Source organism: Vibrio sp. 10N.239.312.C11 (genome assembly GCF_041466065.1).
Classification (GTDB): domain Bacteria; phylum Pseudomonadota; class Gammaproteobacteria; order Enterobacterales; family Vibrionaceae; genus Vibrio; species Vibrio tasmaniensis_A.
Genome location: NZ_JBFSRZ010000005.1, coordinates 1 through 17,714, shown reverse-complemented (window position 1 = coordinate 17,714; position 17,714 = coordinate 1). Strand labels below are relative to the sequence as shown.

Sequence of the window (17,714 nt, the reverse complement as noted above, 5' to 3'; positions counted from 1 at the left end):
AACTCACTATTATTACACCTTCAAATTAAGAATCACTATGTCGAAGAAAATCACCATCGTTAAATGCCCTCAATGTAACACTGACGTTGAATGGGGCGAACAAAGCCCGCACCGCCCGTTTTGCAGCAAGCAATGTCAGATGATTGATTTCGGGGAATGGGCTGACGAAGAGAACAGCATCGCTGGTGCTCCAGACATGTCGGATAGCGATGGTTGGTCGGAAGACCCACACTAGGCGCGAGTAGCGAGTAGCGAGTAGCGAGTAGCGAGTAGCGAGTAAATTTTGAAGGGTTGGCGTTTTACGGCAATCCTTTTTTATTGCCTATAACACGGCACTAATGGGGATTCCCTACTCCTTCCTTCGTCAGTCTAGGGAATGACAGCTCTGGTTGATTCAAAAACTCCCTCAGCGGTTCGACAGCCTATCAAGGTATCAAGGTATCAAGGCTTGTCATTCGTCATCCTCAAGAGTGAGGAACGAGCAAGTTGGAGATCTCTTACCTGTGAGACTCTAAATAGCAGACACAAAAAAGCGGAGCCAAATGGCTCCGCTTTTATCGATAGAATGCAAAAAGAATTACTTCTTAGTAAGCTTCTCTTTAATACGAGCTGACTTACCAGAACGCTCACGTAGGTAGTACAACTTGGCACGACGTACTGCACCACGGCGTTTAACTTCGATGCTATCAACCATTGGAGAGTGAGTTTGGAACGCACGCTCTACGCCTTCACCGTTCGAGATCTTACGAACTGTGAATGCAGAGTGTAGACCACGGTTACGAATAGCGATTACAACGCCTTCGAAAGCCTGTAGACGCTCACGGTCACCTTCTTTTACCTTAACCTTAACTACAACAGTGTCACCTGGTGCGAATTTAGGAAGGTCTGATTTTAGTTGCTCTTCTTCAAGAGCCTTGATGATGTTGCTCATTTGTATAAATTCCTAGAATAAACTGATACTAAATTTAATAGGTTACTGCTTGCTTTTCGTTAAGAGCGTTGCTCTTTAATGAATTCAGCCAGTAATTGTTCCTGTTCGTCAGTCAGAGCTAGGTTTTCCAGGAGTTCTGGTCTTCTTAGCCAAGTTCGGCCCAACGATTGTTTCAATCGCCAGCGACGAATGTCCTTATGGTTTCCAGACTTGAGTACCGATGGCACATCTTTATCGTCTAGCACCTCAGGGCGCGTATAATGGGGACAATCTAGTAAACCATTTGCAAAAGAATCTTCTTCTGCTGATGCGAAATCTCCAAGTACACCCGGAACAAACCGAGAGACTGAATCAATCAACGTCATGGCTGGCAGCTCGCCACCCGTCATCACAAAATCTCCAATCGACCATTCTTCGTCGACTTCAGATTGAATGATGCGCTCATCTACCCCTTCATAGCGACCACAAATAAGAAGCAAGTTCTCGTTTGTTGCCAGCTCTTCAACACCTTGTTGGTCGAGCTTACGACCTTGAGGTGAAAGGTAAATAACCTTCGTCTTTCCCGGTGCTGCCTGTTTGGCTGTTTGGATAGCATCGCGCAAAGGCTGAACCATCATTAACATGCCAGGACCACCACCGTAAGGTCTGTCATCAACAGTGCGATGTTTATCATGAGTGAAATCACGAGGATTCCATGTCTCAATAGATAAAAGACCTTTTTTAACCGCTTGACCTGTTACTCCAAAATCAGTAACAGAACGGAACATTTCAGGAAAAAGGCTAATAATGCCAACCCACATGTGTTCTCTCGCTCTGTAATTTGGAGTTAGAATCCAGGATCCCAGTCAACTTCGATCCGGCGAGCTTCGCGATCAACTTTCTTGATCACTTGCTCTTCAAGGTACGGGATTAACCGTTCCTTTTGGCCAAAAGCATCTTTAAGATTTGCTTTGATTACTAGAACATCGTTCGAGCCAGTTTCTAATAGGTCAGTGACCTCACCAAGGTTGTAACCTTTAGTGGTAAAAACTTGCATACCGAACAATTCGCGCCAGTAGAATTCATCTTCTGACAATTCAGGTAATGAAGCAGGGTCAATAGCAATTTCAAAGTTGGTCATCAGTTGCGCGTCTTCACGTACATCTAATCCCGCTAGCTTACATACATAGCCTTGACCATGACGTTTCCAGCTTTCAACTTTATACTCAACCCACTCGCCCTTTAGCTTTAAATACCAAGGACTGTAATCAAATATGCTTTCAGCATTGTCTGTGTAGGAGAACACTTTAAGCCAGCCACGAATACCATAGGTAGACCCAAGTTTACCCATAACAATTCTTTCGTTTTGCTCGCTCATCGTTTCTTTACCCTTCATCGACATAAGCTATTTCTCTTTTTAAAAAAGAATTAAGCCGCTTTTTGAGCGTCTTTAACTAGCTTAGCTACGCGGTCAGATAGAGATGCGCCTTGACCAACCCAGTGGTTAACACGATCTAGGTCTAGACGTAGACCTTCTTCTTGACCTTGAGCAGTAGGGTTAAAGAAACCTACTTTCTCGATGAAACGGCCAGTTACAGAGTTACGGCTATCCGCAACTACGATTTGATAAAATGGGCGCTTCTTTGCACCGTGACGTGCCAAACGAATGGTTACCATGTCGTCCTCTTTGCTTTCTTAATAAAATAATTAACCCCAAGTATAAGTAAATAGCTTGGGGTCTCGTGCCAAATTAAAGCCCCGGAATTTTACTCTTATTCCGGGGCAATGCAAGGGCTTTAGCTATTTTTTCACCAACATAGCCACCGCTCACTTTCTGTGACACGGCTAACACTATGAAAAGTAACGTAGCTAAAGCTTACATTTGTAGATTATCGGCCAAACGGGTTAAAACCACCACCCATTCCGCCCATACCTCCACCGCCGCCCATCATGCCTTGCATGTTGCGCATCATGCCTTTCATTCCACCTTTCTGCATTTTCTTCATCATCTTCTGCATTTGAGTGAACTGTTTAAGCATACGGTTTACATCTTGTACTTGCGTACCAGAACCTGCAGCAATACGCTTTTTGCGTGAGCCTTTGATTAGGTCTGGGCGCTGACGCTCTTTCATTGTCATAGAGTTGATGATCGCTTCCATTTGCTTGAACATCTTGTCATCAACTTTATCTTTAACGTTGTCTGGTAGCTGAGACATGCCTGGAAGCTTATCCATCATGCCCATCATGCCGCCCATGTTTTTCATCTGACCAAGTTGCTCACGGAAGTCTTCAAGGTCAAAGCCTTTCTTCTCTTTGAACTTCTTAGCAAGTTTCTCTGCTTTCTCGGTATCAACGTTTTTCTGTAGGTCTTCAATAAGAGACAGTACGTCGCCCATACCTAGGATACGAGAAGCAACACGATCTGGGTGGAATGGTTCTAGTGCGTCAGTTTTCTCACCAACACCTAAGAATTTAATCGGCTTACCTGTGATGTGACGAACAGACAGTGCAGCACCACCACGCGCGTCACCATCCACTTTCGTTAAGATAACACCGGTTAGTGGTAGCGTATCGCCAAAGGCTTTTGCAGTATTCGCAGCATCTTGACCTGTCATAGCATCAACAACGAACAGCGTCTCTACTGGTTTAATGGCAGTATGAAGCTCTTTAATTTCACCCATCATCTCTTCATCGATAGCCAAACGACCGGCAGTATCGACAATTAGCACGTCGTAGAATTTCTTCTTCGCGTGGTCGATTGCAGCGTTTGCAATATCAAGAGGCTTTTGGTCAGCTGAAGATGGGAAGAAGTCGACACCCACATCGCTTGCTAAGGTTTCAAGCTGTTTGATCGCGGCTGGACGGTAAACGTCGGCAGACACAACCAAAACTTTCTTCTTATCACGCTCAGTCAGGAGCTTAGATAGCTTACCTACCGATGTGGTTTTACCCGCACCTTGTAGACCCGCCATTAAGATAACTGCTGGCGGTTGTGCTGCTAGGTCAAGAGCCTCGTTAGACTCTCCCATCACAGCTTCAAGTTCAGCTTGAACGATCTTAATGAATTCTTGACCAGGTGTTAGAGATTTAGAAACCTCGACACCCACAGCGCCTTCTTTTACGCGCTTAACAAAATCGCGGACAACTGGCAGTGCAACGTCGGCTTCAAGTAGCGCCATACGTACTTCACGCAGCGTCTCTTTAATATTGTCTTCGGTCAGGCGACCTTTACCGCTGATGTTTTTCAGCGTTTTGGATAGACGATCCGTTAAATTATCAAACATAGTTTTCTCTTCGCTCAAAACTGCGACTATTACTGTGAGTATACATTAGCGCGGATTAGAGTCATACCCGTTGTGGAGCGTTAATCATCCACGCATGTGATGTGAGACATTATTCACTTGGAATTGAATGAGGTTCACCATAGCCCCAAAGAGCGATGCGAGGTATAATTCGCCAATTAGTAATCATTTAAATGGATACCATGGACAGTCTTATTGCGATCGCAGCAGCCTTTCTTTATACAATGGCGATTTTCACGATCATTCCAGGTCTCGTGCACCAAACAGGAATCCGTGTAAAAACGGTGTTTATCAGCGCATTACTTGCTTTAGCTTTCCATGCTTGGTTGCTTGGCGATTTAATCTTTAATGCCAGTGGTCAAAACCTCAGTATCTTAAACGTTGCTTCTTTAATCAGTTTAATCATATCTGTGGTCATGAGCGGTGCTATGCTCAAAACACGTTTGTGGTTCATCTTACCTGTTGTTTATAGCTTCGCTGCTCTAAATCTAATGGCTGCCACTTTTCTTCCTAGCACCTTCATCAAACACTTAGAGAATGACCCAAAGCTGCTTGTGCACATCTCTTTGGCTCTGTTCTCATACGCGACACTTACCATCGGTGCGCTCTACGCTATGCAACTCGCGTGGCTAGATCACAAACTTAAAAAGAAAAAAGCCTTAGTAATAAACCCTAACCTACCTCCTTTAATGATGGTGGAAAGACAGCTTTTCAAGATCATTTTAATCGGTAATGGTTTGTTAACAGGTACTTTATTAACTGGACTTATCTTCGTACAAGATATGTTTGCTCAAGGTAAAGCACATAAAGCAGTATTGTCTTTTATAGCTTGGGTTATCTATTCCATCCTTCTTTGGGGTCACTATCAGAAAGGTTGGCGTGGACAAAAAGTCACATGGTTTGCCCTTGCGGGTGCCACCATGCTCACATTAGCTTACTTCGGTAGCCGCTTCGTTCAGGAAATAATCCTGAATTAGTCTGTATAATGACGGCAAGGTCTCACACACCTTGCCTTTAAAATATTGAGTACGATACATTCAATTGACATCTCGACCATGTTCGGTCATAAATTAATCAAGATACACAAAAAGGAAAAGAATAGTTTTGGACGACATATCAACGGGTATCTTATTTGCGCTACTCGCGTGTCTCATTGTAATTTCTGGTTATTTCTCTGGTTCCGAAACGGGCATGATGTCCTTGAACCGCTACCGTTTAAAGCACTTGGCCAATACGGGTCATAAAGGTGCCAAACGCGTAGAAAAACTTCTAAGTCGCCCAGACAGATTGATTGGCCTTATTCTCATCGGCAACAATCTCGTCAATATTCTTGCATCCGCGATCGCGACTATTCTTGGTATGCGTATCTACGGAGATATCGGCGTTGCAATCGCAACCGGAGCCCTGACCCTAGTGATCCTCGTGTTTGCTGAGGTTACACCAAAAACGATCGCTTCTCTTTTCCCTGAACGAGTTTCTTACGCCAGCAGTATTCTATTAATAATACTGATGAAGGTGCTATCTCCATTGGTTATCTTGGTCAACTTTATTACCAATGGCTTCATTCGTATCTTAGGCGTTAAAGCTAACCATGATGCAACCGATCATCTAAGCTCAGAAGAACTCAGAACCGTAGTAAATGAAGCGGGTAGCCTAATACCACAGCGCCACCAAGATATGTTGGTGTCTATTCTCGATTTAGAACACGTCACCGTAAATGACATAATGGTGCCACGTAACGAGATCACTGGCATCGACATCAATGATGATTGGAAATCGATCGTGCGTCAGCTCACTCATTCACCTCATGGTCGCATCGTGTTGTACCGTGATCAGATAGATGAAGTGGTTGGCATGCTGAGGCTACGTGAAGCTTATCGCTTGATGCTCGAAAAGAACGAATTCAATAAAGAGACCCTGCTGCGTGCTGCAGATGAGATCTACTTTATTCCGGAAGCGACACCGCTTAATACCCAACTGCTTAAATTCCAACGCAACAAACAACGTATCGGTTTGATTGTTGATGAGTATGGCGATATTAACGGTTTGGTTACCCTCGAAGATATTCTCGAAGAGATCGTGGGTGAATTTACTACTTCAATCGCACCAAGTTTATCTGAAGAGATCACACCGCAAAGCGATGGTAGCTTCTTGATTGAAGGCAGCGCTAATATCCGAGATATAAATAAAGGTTTGCAGTGGGCACTACCTACCGATGGACCAAGAACACTTAATGGTTTGATACTGGAGCATCTTGAAGATATTCCAGAGAGTCACCTGAGTGTTCAGGTTGCCAGCCATCCAATGGAAATTGTTGAGCTCGAAGAGAATCGCATCAAGCTGGTGCGTGTGTTTCCGCAGATCGTAAACGGATAGAGGCGACTCATTATATGATAGTTACCAACTAAGTCCCTCTACAACAAAAGGCCCGGTTCATTGAACCGGGCCTTTTAGTATCTAACTCGCTCTGCCTCTAGATTGAAATGTATCTAGAGTGAAGCGCATCTAAAGTAAAGAAAAGTGATTAGTCGATTTTAAGCTCTTGAAGCATCGACTCTGGCAATGCCAGTTCATCATTTTTGTTTACTGAAATACCGGTAGCGATGATTGCATTCGCAATCTCTTTAGCTTCATCTAAGGAATGCATTGCCGCAGTACCACACTGGTATTCGTTCAACTCAGGGATCTTATTCTGGTTCTCAACTTTCAGTACGTCTTGCATAGCCGCTAACCAAGCTTCAGCCACTTGCTGCTCTGAAGGCGTACCAATCAAGCTCATATAGAAACCGGTACGACAACCCATAGGCGAAATATCAATGATCTCAACCGCAGAGCCATTGAGGTGAGCACGCATGAACCCAGCGTATAGGTGCTCGAGAGTATGAATACCTCTCTCAGATAGGATATCTTTGTTTGGCGCAGTAAAACGCAGGTCAAATACCGTAATGGTATCCCCTTTTGGGGTTTGCATTGTTTTAGCAACACGAACTGCAGGTGCGTTCATGCGCGTGTGATCAACAGTAAAACTATCTAATAAAGGCATTGCTATTCTCCATGACGATTGGCTTTAAAAAAACCAACTTCGATTGTCTTCTAGTTCTTTTCGGCACTGTTTAAGTTGCCATCCATAATCTTTTGCTTGCTGTTCGACTTTGCGAGCCACCTTAATCAACGATGGTTTGCTGTTGTATGATTTGCGCTTATAGCCACCACGGCCTTCATGATAAGCCAGATATTGGTTATACGGGTCCCATAATGAGATTCCTAACTGGCGGCGCGTCTCGCTGGTGTACCAACCAATGAACATTAATGCATCATCAAAATTGGTTCTTGAGCCACCGTTATTGGTCGCCTTTTGGAAATCTTCCCAAGCAGGATCTTGAGCTTGTGCATAACCGTAGGCACTACTGACTCTTCCCCACGGTATAAAGCCAAGAATGTAATCTTTAGGTGGGCGCGCATCATGACGATAGCTACTCTCTTGTTTCACAAAAGCCATCGCAACGTTAATCGGCGTGCCCCACTCTTCCTGCATATCCAAGGCATCTTCATACCATGAAGGGTGCTCTCGAAAGATGCTACACAAATTATCTTGCTGCTTTGGCGGTGGCGTTGCACATCCAACCAACATGCTAGAGACAACACCAACAGTTGCTACAGGTAACCATTTACTACTCACTCGAGTAGGCTGACCTAATAAGGCTTGCTTCCTTTCCACCAAAGTCTCGCTATGCTTTTAAATACGAAAAATAATCCGCTAAGAAGCTATCAAAATCTTGAGTGCTTGCTTCTTCACTTTGTTGCTGAGCAGTCACAGAGCGTTGAACTTCTGCTTCCATCAACTCAGCTGAATATACTTTGTATTGGTGCGCTTTGTGTTGCTGAGCGTACGTTTTACCTAACGCGCAACCCACTTTACCCAAACCACCCAATTTCTTGGTCTCTTCTAATAACTGGCCAGAAATGGTCAACTCTGGGTTATCAATCCAGGCTTCAAGCGTATCGCACGTTTCTTGGTATGCACGACCACCTTGCTCAGCATCCATCAACTCAGCGATAACTCGAAGATCTTTGAATACATTTTTAGCCCAGTCTTGCAGAGACAGTCTTTCTCCATCACAACCAATCTTGAGCTCTAAACCAACCTGACGACCTTCTAAGATCACCTTGTTCCAGTTATCGCGCCAGCATTCAAGTTCGCAGTTATCCATCTCAGCAGAGTCTGATAACACGCTCCACGTTAGGAATAAATCTAAGAAGCGAACTTGCTGTTCATTGATACCAATTGAACTGAATGGGTTTACGTCTAAAGAGCGAACCTCGATGTACTCAACGCCAGCACGAGCCAGTGCTTCAGATGGTTTCTCACCACTTTTCGCCACACGCTTAGGACGGATTGGAGCATAAAGCTCATTCTCAATTTGCAGTACGTTGCTATTTAGTTGACGGTATTCCCCATCAACCTTAGTGCCAATCTCAGCGAATTCTTCTGATGGTGTGCGAATCGCTTGATTCAAACCTTCAAGGTATTGGTCTAGGCTGTTGAAGCCAATCTTCAGTACACTTTGCGCACTGTTGGTGTAACCAAGGTCACTTAAGCGCAATGCCGTTGCTTTGGGTAGATACAGTGTTTCTCCAACCTTTTCAAAAGGTAGGTTGGTTTCTCTTCCTTTGATAAAAGAAGAACATAGCGCAGGTGAAGCACCGAAGAAGTATGGGATTAACCAACCAAAGCGGTAGTAATTACGAATCAAACCGAAGTACGCATCTGATTTAGCTTCGCAACGCGCTTCTTCGGTTTGCTCTCCAAACAGACTGTCCCAAAAGCTTTCTGGGAAAGAGAAGTTGAAGTGAACACCCGAAATAATCTGCATCAGACTACCGTAGCGACGCTTTAGGCCTTCACGATATAGCGTCTTCATCTTACCGTTGTTAGAAGTACCGTATTGCGCAAGCTGAATGTAATCTTCACTCCCCACATAACAAGGCATAGAGAGTGGCCACAGCTTTTCGCCGTCTAACTTGGTTTGAGTGAAGTGATGGATATCAGACAACTGATTCAAAAGCGTCGGAACGTCGTTAGAAACAGGCGTGATAAACTCCAGTAGCGACTCAGAGAAATCGGTCGTTACCCATTCGTTCATCAACGCAGATCCTAAAGCCTTAGGGTGCGGCCCAGTAGCAAGATGCCCATCTTCCGTGTAGCGCAATGTTTCCCTTTCAACACCACGACCAAATTGAGAGAAGGTCTTAGGGTTGGTTGCAACTTGCTTTAGTCGCGCAGCAAAATCAGTCAAAATTCTGTTCACTTATCTTATATTGTTCTTATTAGAACTATCATAAATTAGGTTGGAGGAGAAAAGTAGAATCTCTTCCCTCCCCCTTTAATGTGTACTCTAACGAATGATTTCAAGCTCTTCTATTGGAATATCTAACTTTTCTAATTGAGGGCGCAGCGAAGTCGCGTCACCAACAACAATTATTTGATAATCATTCGGGTCAAACCATTTCTTCGAGAGCTCATTTAAAGTCTCTTTTGAAACCGTTTCTACTATCTGGTTGCGCTGCTGTAGGTAGTCTTCATCAAGGCTCAGCGTAACAATATTACTCAACAATCCAGCCTTTTGACTTGGTGTTTCGTATTTAAGCGCATCTTGTTGACCGACGGCAAGGCGCATAAATTTCACCTCTTCGTCAGTTAATCCACTCTGACTAAATTCATTTAGCTCAGCAATAAACTCTTGAATCGATGGAACCGTCGCATTGGCTCTAACTTGAGCACTAAACACTACCGCACCAGTTTCACGCGTACTCGCAAAGTAACCGCTTGCACCGTAAGTGTAGGCTTTGTCTTCACGCAGGTTCTGGTTGATACGGCTATTGAAGTTACCGGCTAAATTAAAGTTAGCCAATTGACTTAAATACAATTCACCGGTCGCATCAAACGGTAACCCTTTACGAACTAAGCGTACAATACTTTGTGGTGCTCCCGGCTTATCCACTAAGTACAAGTTCTGCCCCGAAAGCTCCTTGATGATCTGTGGACGAGTGAGTGGTGCAGCGTCACCTTGCCATTCTTCAAAGAACTGAAGCTGCTTTCCAACCTCCTCCTTCGAGATGTCCCCTACAATAACAATATTAGCTCCCTCAGGAGTATAGTGCTGACTGTAAAACAGTTTTACATCGTCTAGAGTTAACGATTCTAGAGAGTCCTTGGTGCCATCACTCGCTCGACCAAAAATACTGCTACCGAACAACACTTCTCGGGTTGCTTGAGAAGCCATCCAGCTCGGTTGTTGATGCTGATACACTACGCCTTCTAACATCTGACTCTTAACGCGTTCGAAATCTTGAACATCAAACTTAGGCTCAAATAGAACTTCTTGCACGATCGCTAAGGTTTGAGGCAGGTTTTTCTCTAACGTCGAGACTGAAATATCTGTGGTATAGCTGCCAGCACTAATGCTAACGCTACTACCAAGCTTATCTAAGGTAGCCTGCAACTCTTCAACCATTCGTTTAGTCGAACCCTCTTCCATCATCGATGCAGTTAGGTTCGCCAAACCCTCTTGACCTTTACCAACATAGCGCTCACCCGCAGGGAGTTGAATTTGTAGCTGCACTGTCGGCGTTTCGCTAGTCATAGTACCAATCAAGTCAGTACCATTAGCAAAATGCATGCGATACAGCTCAGGCATGGTCGCTTCAACACCAAAGTTCACTTCAGGCATCACGCTGCGATCAAATGTGTTCGGTGCCTTTCTGAAATCCAATTGTTCTTCTGTCACTTTGCTGTATTCAGGAAGGGTACGAGCAGGAGTGCTAAATGTAGCCTCGCGAACCGCTAAGTCGAGTTTTTTCTTAGGAACCACACTCAAGGTAACCTTGTGCTTACCTTCGATAAAATCTTGATACGCCTTGCTTACGCTTTCAGGGGTAACAGCTCGGATTTGATCGAGTTGTGATTCAATACGATCAGGCTGGCCATAGAAGGTTTGATTTGACGCGAGCTGTGAAACCTTGCCCCTAACACTTTGAAGTGCAAACACCGCATTCGCTTCAGCCATGCCGGTAATTTGATCTAGACGATCTTGTTCCACACCGCCTTTCGAAAATTGTTCTAGGGTTCCCATCAGTTCTTTATTTAGAACCGTCAAATCCCCCTTTTCACCTGAGTCACCCATCGCATAGACATACATAGTACAAGCGAGCTCAGCACAATCGTGGAAAGAGCCTGCACTCACCGCTTTTTGCGTTTTTACGAGGTTTTGGTACAGATAACTGTTGGTCCCTGAACCTAACACGTTAGACAGCGCATTCAGTGAAGCTTGCGTATCTTCACCGCGGTAGGTTGTTGGCCAACCAACAAGCACCATCGGCTGACGAACGTTGTCTTCTAACGTGATGTACTTATCTTCTGTTAGAAGAGCTGGTTGCTTCTCAGCAGCCTTAACTTCCGGACCTTGAGGGATTGGCCCAAAGTACTGATTAACCCACTCTAGCGTGTCATCAACGTCGATATCACCACCGATAGTCAGTACCGCATTATTTGGGCCGTACCAACGTAGGAAGAACGCCTTAAGGTCATTCACATCAACACGGTCTAGATCTTCCACATAACCGATTGGTTGCCATGAGTAAGGGTGACCTTCAGGGTAAAGCGCTTCACCCATGCGTTCCCACATCAAGCCATAAGGACGGTTTTCATAACTTTGAGCACGTTCGTTTTTAACCGTGCCTCTTTGAACTTCGAATTTCTTCTGAGAAACCGCATCCAATAAAAAACCCATTCTGTCTGATTCTAACCACAACATTTTCTCAAGCTGGTTAGATGGAACGGTTTCAAAGTAGTTAGTACGATCACGGTTGGTGGTGCCGTTTAACGAGCCACCCGCCTCGGTAATGATCTTAAAGTGCTGCTGGTCACCGACGTTCTCAGAGCCTTGGAACATCATGTGTTCGAAGAAATGAGCAAAGCCCGATTTGCCTATTTCTTCACGAGCTGAGCCGACATGATAGGTCACATCCACATGCACAAGAGGATCAGAATCATCAGGGGAAAGAATAACTGTCAGGCCGTTTTCAAGCTGATATTTGGTGTAAGGGATCACCACTTTATCTTTAGAAGGCTTAACCTCTTCTAACAGAGTGACACCTTCAGGTAACGAGGAAAAGAAGGGAGTTGAGCTAGGTACATTGTAAGAACAGCCTGCAATGGCGATAAGAGAAAATGTACCAAGTAAAACCTTTTTCATAGGTTCTCCTTAGAAAAAACCGAAGTAGATAGCAGAAAGTAAGCTGTAGCGAGCGGCTTTGCCAATCGCTATCAAAATAACGCTAGGAATAAATTTCATTCTTAACCAACCCGCGGCCAAGCACAAAGGGTCACCAATGATCGGCAACCAACTGAATAACAGTGTCCAATAGCCATAGCGGCTCAGCCAAGCCATAGCCTTATGACCATGCTTTTCAGATTGAGTTCGATTAGGCAGCCACAAACCAATCCAATAGTTGGTCAGCCCGCCTAAAGTATTACCGAGTGTCGCCAGAAGAATAATAGATGATGTTGAGAACTGATCTAAGCTCAATGCTGCCACAAGGCTTGCTTCTGAGCCCCCTGGTAACAATGTGGCACTCAAGAAGCCACTAATGAAGAGCACCCACAGCGCCGAGTCAGAAAACCACAACGCTATGTTTTCAAAAAGAGAATTAAAGAACTCTAGCACTGCATATCAACCTTCTTGCATTTTAAGTAGTACCTTGCCTCTGGTGTGTCCGGTTTCTACTTGTAGATGCGCCGACTGTGCTTCATCTAACGGGTAGATAGTTTGAATTTCTGTTTTGAGCAATCCTACGCTAACCATGTAAAGCATAGTGTCCATTTGCTCTGGATTTGGCTCAACGAGCATACCTGAAGCGGTGAAACCCAATAATGTCGCTTTCTCGCAAATTAATTCAGCAGACAGCGTAGGCACCGTTACCACTCTCGCACCATCTTTCAAACACTTCAACGCATCAAGCGCGGTATCACCACCCACTAAATCAATCAGTACATCAACATCAGAGACTCTTTCCGATGCTGGCGCAAATTGATAGTTAATAGCATGAGCGCCTAACGTAGCAAGGTAATCAAGGTTGGCTTCACTGCAGGTCGTGTAAACCTCAGCTTTTGCAGCCACTGCGATTTGAACCGCAAGATGACCAACGCCGCCGGCGCCCGCTAAGATGAGTACGCGATCGCCCTCTTTCACTTCCGCTTTGTTAAGCGCTTGTGCTGCGGTTTGGCTAGCGAGTGGTAAAGCTGCAGCCGCTTCTAACGCAACCGAGTCTGGGACCATACTTAATGCGACTTCTGGAACACACACATACTGGCTATAACCGCCACCTTGCAGTGGAAAACCAATAAAGCCAGCTACGTTATCACCAACAGTAAAACGCTCTGCCTGTTCGCCTAGCGTGACAATTTGCCCTGAAATATCGTAACCAGGAACCCAAGGAAGGTTGTCTTTGTTTTGTGCTGCCGCCCAACCAAGGCCTGCACGGGTTTTCACATCAATAGGATTAATGCCTGAAAAGGAAACTTTAACCACCACTTCTCCGGCCTTTGGCTCAGGAATAGCACTGGTTTGAATACTAAGGTTTTCGACGCCGCCGAATTGAGTAATCGCAATCTGTTTATTTTCCATTTCCACATTTCCTTGATTGATAGAAGCCCTGATGAGTAAGCACCCTAATTAACAAAAAGAAAGGGATGCGAAAGCATCCCTTTGACTATAAACCATTTAATAAGGCGAAGTTAACCGCTCATGCGTAAATTGACGGCCAATTAACGTAACGAGCAGCATAACCAAGTAACTCATTAACCTACGAGAGCTAATAGGATACCCGCTGCAACGGCACTACCAAGTACACCCGCTACGTTCGGACCCATCGCATGCATCAACAGGAAGTTCTGAGGATTTGCCTCAAGTCCAACCTTATTCACAACACGAGCCGCCATCGGAACCGCTGATACACCAGCTGCGCCAATCAGTGGGTTAATGTCTTCTTTCGAGAAGCGGTTCAGCAGCTTCGCCATCAATACACCACCAGCCGTACCAATACTAAACGCCACCGCACCTAAACCTAAAATACCTAGCGTCTCTAAATTCAAGAAAGTATCTGCTTGAAGCTTAGAGCCAACACCTAGGCCAAGGAAAATAGTCACAACGTTAATCAGTTCGTTTTGGGCTGTTTTTGAAAGACGATCAACCACACCCGCTTCACGCATTAAGTTACCCAAACAGAACATACCTACTAGAGGGGTTGCTGAAGGTAGGAACAAAATCGTCATCAGCAGTACAGCTAGCGGGAAAAGGGTCTTCTCAGCTTTGCTTACATGACGAAGTTGAGCCATCTTAATTTGGCGCTCTTCAGGAGACGTTAACGCTTTCATGATTGGGGGCTGAATAATAGGAACTAAAGCCATGTAGCTATACGCCGCTACCGCAATCGCACCTAATAGATCAGGAGATAGCTTGCTCGCCAAAAAGATCGCGGTTGGGCCATCGGCACCACCAATGATCGCAATTGACGAAGCATCTGCCATTGAGAACTCCATTCCTGGTACATAGTTCAGCAAGATCGCGCCAAATAGCGTTGCGAATATACCAAACTGAGCAGCAGCCCCGAGCCACAGTGTTTTAGGGTTAGCAATCAACGCACCAAAGTCCGTCATAGCTCCAACACCCATAAAGATCAGCAGTGGAAAAATGCCAGTTTCAATACCAATGTAGTAAACGTAGTAAAGCAAACCGCCGGGATCCGTGAATCCAGCATTTGGAATATTGGCTAATACAGCACCAAAACCAATAGGTAACAGCAGTAAAGGTTCAAACCCTTTGCGAATTGCCAAAAACAACAGTGAGCAACCAACCAACATCATACAGATCTGGCCGAACTCAAAGTTAGCAATCCCTGTTTCAGACCATAAGGTCATCAATCCTTCCATGGTACTCCCTTACGCTAAGCTTAGTAGTGGAGCGCCTACAGTAACTGCATCGCCTTCTTTAACATTCAATTCTTGAACGATACCACTGCGAGCAGCTCGTACTTCCGTTTCCATTTTCATCGCTTCTAGGATCAGCAGAACATCACCTTCGGCCACTTCAGCACCCGCCTGAACGATGACTTTAAAGATGTTGCCTGCTAATGGAGCTGGAACAGCTTCTGCATCAGAAGCCGCAGCAGGTGCTGCTTGAGCCGCTTGTGCAGGTTTTGCTGATGGAGATACCGATGTCAGTTCACCTTGTGGGCCAACTTCAACATCATAAACTTGACCATCAACCTTCACGCTGTAGCTCTCAATGCCGCCAGCAGCAGGTTGTGGTGCAGCCGTAACAGGAGTTGCAGCTTCAGCCGTTGGTACAGGTTCAAACGCTTCAGGGTTGTGACGGTTTTTAAGGAACTTAAGACCCACTTGTGGGAATAGTGCGTACGTCAGTACATCATCAACGATATCTTCAGCGAGTGAAATACCATCTGATTTCGCTTTTTCTAAAAGGTCAGTCGTTAACGTATCCATTTCAGACTTAAGTAAATCAGCAGGACGACACGTGATTGGCTCAGCACCATCTAACACTTTCGCTTGCAGTTCAGCATCAACCTCAGCAGGAGCTTGACCGTATTCGCCTTTCAGTAGACCCGCAGTCTCTTTAGTGATGCTCTTGTAGCGCTCACCCGTTAGAACGTTGATAACCGCTTGAGTACCGACAATCTGAGAAGTAGGTGTTACCAAAGGAATGTAACCCAACTCTTTACGTACGCGTGGGATCTCTTCTAGAACTTCATCCATGCGATCGGCAGCGCCTTGCTCTTTAAGCTGGCCTTCCATGTTGGTTAACATGCCGCCAGGAACTTGAGCGATCAAGATTCGAGAATCGACACCTTTTAGCTGGCCTTCCCATTTCGCATACTTTTTACGTACATCACGGAAGTAAGCCGCGATTGGTTCGATTTGGTCTAGTTTGAGATTCGTGTCGCGCTCTGTGCCTTCTAGCATAGCAACAACCGTTTCGGTTGGTGTATGGCCGTAAGTACAGCTCATAGAAGAGATTGCGGTGTCTAGAATATCAATACCCGCTTCAACAGCTTTAACGGCTGTAGCGGTTGATAGACCCGTTGTCGCGTGGCTATGCAGCGCTAGAGGCACATCACAAGACGCTTTGATGCGAGTGATTAGCTCTTCCGCTTCATAAGGCTTTAATAAACCTGACATATCTTTGATGCATAGTGAATGACAACCTAGATCCTCTAGACGCTTAGCCAAATCAACCCACGTATCTGAGTTGTGAACCGGACTGGTTGTGTAAGACAACGTACCTTGAGCGTGGCCGCCAACATCAATCGTTGCTTTCACTGCGGTTTCAAAGTTACGTACGTCATTCATCGCATCAAAAATACGGAATACGTCCATGCCGTTACTATGGGCACGTTCAACAAACTTTTCTACTACATCATCCGCGTAGTGACGGTAACCCAATAAATTTTGACCACGCAGTAGCATCTGCATTGGTGTGTTGGGCATCGCTTTTTTCAGCTCTCGTAAACGTTCCCACGGATCTTCTCCAAGAAAACGGATGCACGAATCAAACGTTGCGCCGCCCCAAGTCTCAAGTGACCAGTAACCGACTTTATCCAGTTCTGCCGCAATTGGCAGCATATCTTCGATACGCATACGTGTAGCAAATAGTGACTGGTGCGCGTCACGAAGTACCACATCTGTGATAGCTAGTGGTTTAGACATGCTCATAAACTCCTTTTTAATCCTTTAAATGCTACTTAGCAGTAGACGCACGGTATTGATGAACCGCGGCCGAAATTGCTGCCACTACCTGTGGACTAACAGCTGAAGGGTTTGATTGTGATTTTTGAATTTTTTTAGGTGCTGCGATCGGCTCCGGTACTTCTTCTGGTACCAGTTTTGACATCAACCGAACGAGGTAAACTAGAATAGTTAAGAAAATAAAGACAACGGACATCCCCGTTATCATTAGAGTCGCCGCATCTCCTAGCAGGCTTCCAATATTAGTCATGTTGCTTCCTTTCTTCGTCATCCTGACATACGTACAGGATTTCAGCGAATAGTGATCCCGACCCATGGATTATCTCGATTGGTAAAAGTTTGTCAATTTTGTTTAAGGTTCTGTTACGGATAACGCACACATAAGGTTAATTATTCGCCTATCAGATCACATAAATCTGTCAAATGAGTCATTTTTAGATATTTAAACTGTGACTTAAGCGGGGCTTTTCTGAGAATTGATATGAGAAAGGTGGAATAACAAAGAAGCAATCAAGAATTACTTTAAATACAACAAGTTAAAAACATCACAAATTTAACATTATTGCAACAAATTTATAGCGGACATAAAAAAAGCCTCGTAAAAACGAGGCTTTCTCTAATAATGTGGTGCGCCCTGGAGGATTCGAACCTCCGACCGCCTGGTTCGTAGCCAGGTACT

General features: G+C 45.0%; 17 protein-coding genes. 3 read left to right on the top strand and 14 right to left on the bottom strand.

Going from position 1 to position 17,714, the window contains the following annotated elements; all coding sequences use genetic code 11:
* Nucleotides 1-37 precede the first annotated feature (37 nt).
* Complete coding sequence (yacG, locus tag AB6D07_RS03550) at nt 38-235, top strand: DNA gyrase inhibitor YacG (protein WP_017056605.1); 198 nt, start codon at nt 38-40, stop codon at nt 233-235.
* Between the two features lie 342 nt (nt 236-577).
* Here the strand turns inward: yacG and rplS are convergent, their stop codons facing one another.
* From rplS to ffh, 5 genes are all read right to left on the bottom strand, one after another.
* On the bottom strand, nt 578-931 hold the full coding sequence (gene rplS, locus AB6D07_RS03545; protein WP_009847607.1) for a 50S ribosomal protein L19: 354 nt from the start codon (nt 929-931) through the stop codon (nt 578-580).
* Between the two features lie 59 nt (nt 932-990).
* Entirely contained in the window at nt 991-1,731 is a 741-nt protein-coding gene (gene trmD / locus AB6D07_RS03540) for a tRNA (guanosine(37)-N1)-methyltransferase TrmD (RefSeq protein WP_009847608.1), read from the bottom strand.
* A gap of 26 nt (nt 1,732-1,757) precedes the next feature.
* Nucleotides 1,758-2,312 carry a ribosome maturation factor RimM gene (gene rimM, locus AB6D07_RS03535; protein ID WP_009847609.1) on the bottom strand — a complete coding sequence of 185 codons (555 nt, stop codon included), beginning with the start codon at nt 2,310-2,312 and terminating at the stop codon, nt 1,758-1,760.
* Nucleotides 2,313-2,338: 26 nt separating this feature from the next.
* Entirely contained in the window at nt 2,339-2,587 is a 249-nt protein-coding gene (rpsP, locus tag AB6D07_RS03530) for a 30S ribosomal protein S16 (RefSeq protein ID WP_004735508.1), read from the bottom strand.
* A gap of 212 nt (nt 2,588-2,799) precedes the next feature.
* The gene (gene ffh, locus AB6D07_RS03525; protein ID WP_004735506.1) at nt 2,800-4,194 is read right to left on the bottom strand and encodes a signal recognition particle protein; all 1,395 of its coding nucleotides are present in this window, start codon (nt 4,192-4,194) and stop codon (nt 2,800-2,802) included.
* A 200-nt stretch (nt 4,195-4,394) separates the two neighbouring features.
* On the opposite strand from ffh, the gene AB6D07_RS03520 reads away from it, so the two are divergent.
* Nucleotides 4,395-5,189: an inner membrane protein YpjD gene (locus AB6D07_RS03520; protein ID WP_012604751.1), complete on the top strand. Its 795-nt coding sequence runs from the start codon at nt 4,395-4,397 to the stop codon at nt 5,187-5,189.
* Between the two features lie 127 nt (nt 5,190-5,316).
* Nucleotides 5,317-6,588 (top strand): HlyC/CorC family transporter, encoded by a 1,272-nt coding sequence (locus AB6D07_RS03515; RefSeq protein ID WP_009847611.1) that lies wholly within the window; start codon nt 5,317-5,319, stop codon nt 6,586-6,588.
* 148 nt (nt 6,589-6,736) lie between these two features.
* On the opposite strand, the gene luxS is transcribed toward AB6D07_RS03515, so the two are convergent.
* The 9 genes from luxS to AB6D07_RS03470 all read right to left on the bottom strand — a co-directional run bounded on the left by luxS (nt 6,737) and on the right by AB6D07_RS03470 (nt 17,285).
* The gene (luxS, locus tag AB6D07_RS03510; protein ID WP_009847612.1) at nt 6,737-7,255 is read right to left on the bottom strand and encodes an S-ribosylhomocysteine lyase; all 519 of its coding nucleotides are present in this window, start codon (nt 7,253-7,255) and stop codon (nt 6,737-6,739) included.
* Between the two features lie 24 nt (nt 7,256-7,279).
* Entirely contained in the window at nt 7,280-7,930 is a 651-nt protein-coding gene (locus tag AB6D07_RS03505) for a hypothetical protein (RefSeq protein WP_032500827.1), read from the bottom strand.
* Between the two features lie 10 nt (nt 7,931-7,940).
* Complete coding sequence (gene gshA / locus AB6D07_RS03500; RefSeq protein ID WP_029223083.1) at nt 7,941-9,509, bottom strand: glutamate--cysteine ligase; 1,569 nt, start codon at nt 9,507-9,509, stop codon at nt 7,941-7,943.
* A 99-nt stretch (nt 9,510-9,608) separates the two neighbouring features.
* Nucleotides 9,609-12,467, bottom strand: coding sequence for a pitrilysin family protein (locus tag AB6D07_RS03495; RefSeq protein WP_017103837.1), 2,859 nt, complete (start codon nt 12,465-12,467; stop codon nt 9,609-9,611).
* Between the two features lie 9 nt (nt 12,468-12,476).
* Nucleotides 12,477-12,938, bottom strand: coding sequence for a YqaA family protein (locus tag AB6D07_RS03490; protein WP_017103836.1), 462 nt, complete (start codon nt 12,936-12,938; stop codon nt 12,477-12,479).
* A 6-nt stretch (nt 12,939-12,944) separates the two neighbouring features.
* Nucleotides 12,945-13,898, bottom strand: coding sequence for an NADP-dependent oxidoreductase (locus tag AB6D07_RS03485; protein WP_029223082.1), 954 nt, complete (start codon nt 13,896-13,898; stop codon nt 12,945-12,947).
* Nucleotides 13,899-14,071: 173 nt separating this feature from the next.
* A complete protein-coding gene (locus AB6D07_RS03480; protein WP_017103834.1) occupies nt 14,072-15,202 on the bottom strand; it encodes a sodium ion-translocating decarboxylase subunit beta in 1,131 nt (376 codons plus the stop codon).
* A gap of 9 nt (nt 15,203-15,211) precedes the next feature.
* On the bottom strand, nt 15,212-16,996 hold the full coding sequence (oadA, locus tag AB6D07_RS03475) for a sodium-extruding oxaloacetate decarboxylase subunit alpha (protein WP_029223081.1): 1,785 nt from the start codon (nt 16,994-16,996) through the stop codon (nt 15,212-15,214).
* 31 nt (nt 16,997-17,027) lie between these two features.
* Nucleotides 17,028-17,285, bottom strand: a complete 258-nt coding sequence (locus AB6D07_RS03470) for an oxaloacetate decarboxylase subunit gamma (RefSeq protein WP_004741884.1) — start codon at nt 17,283-17,285, stop codon at nt 17,028-17,030.
* Nucleotides 17,286-17,714: the final 429 nt, after the last annotated feature.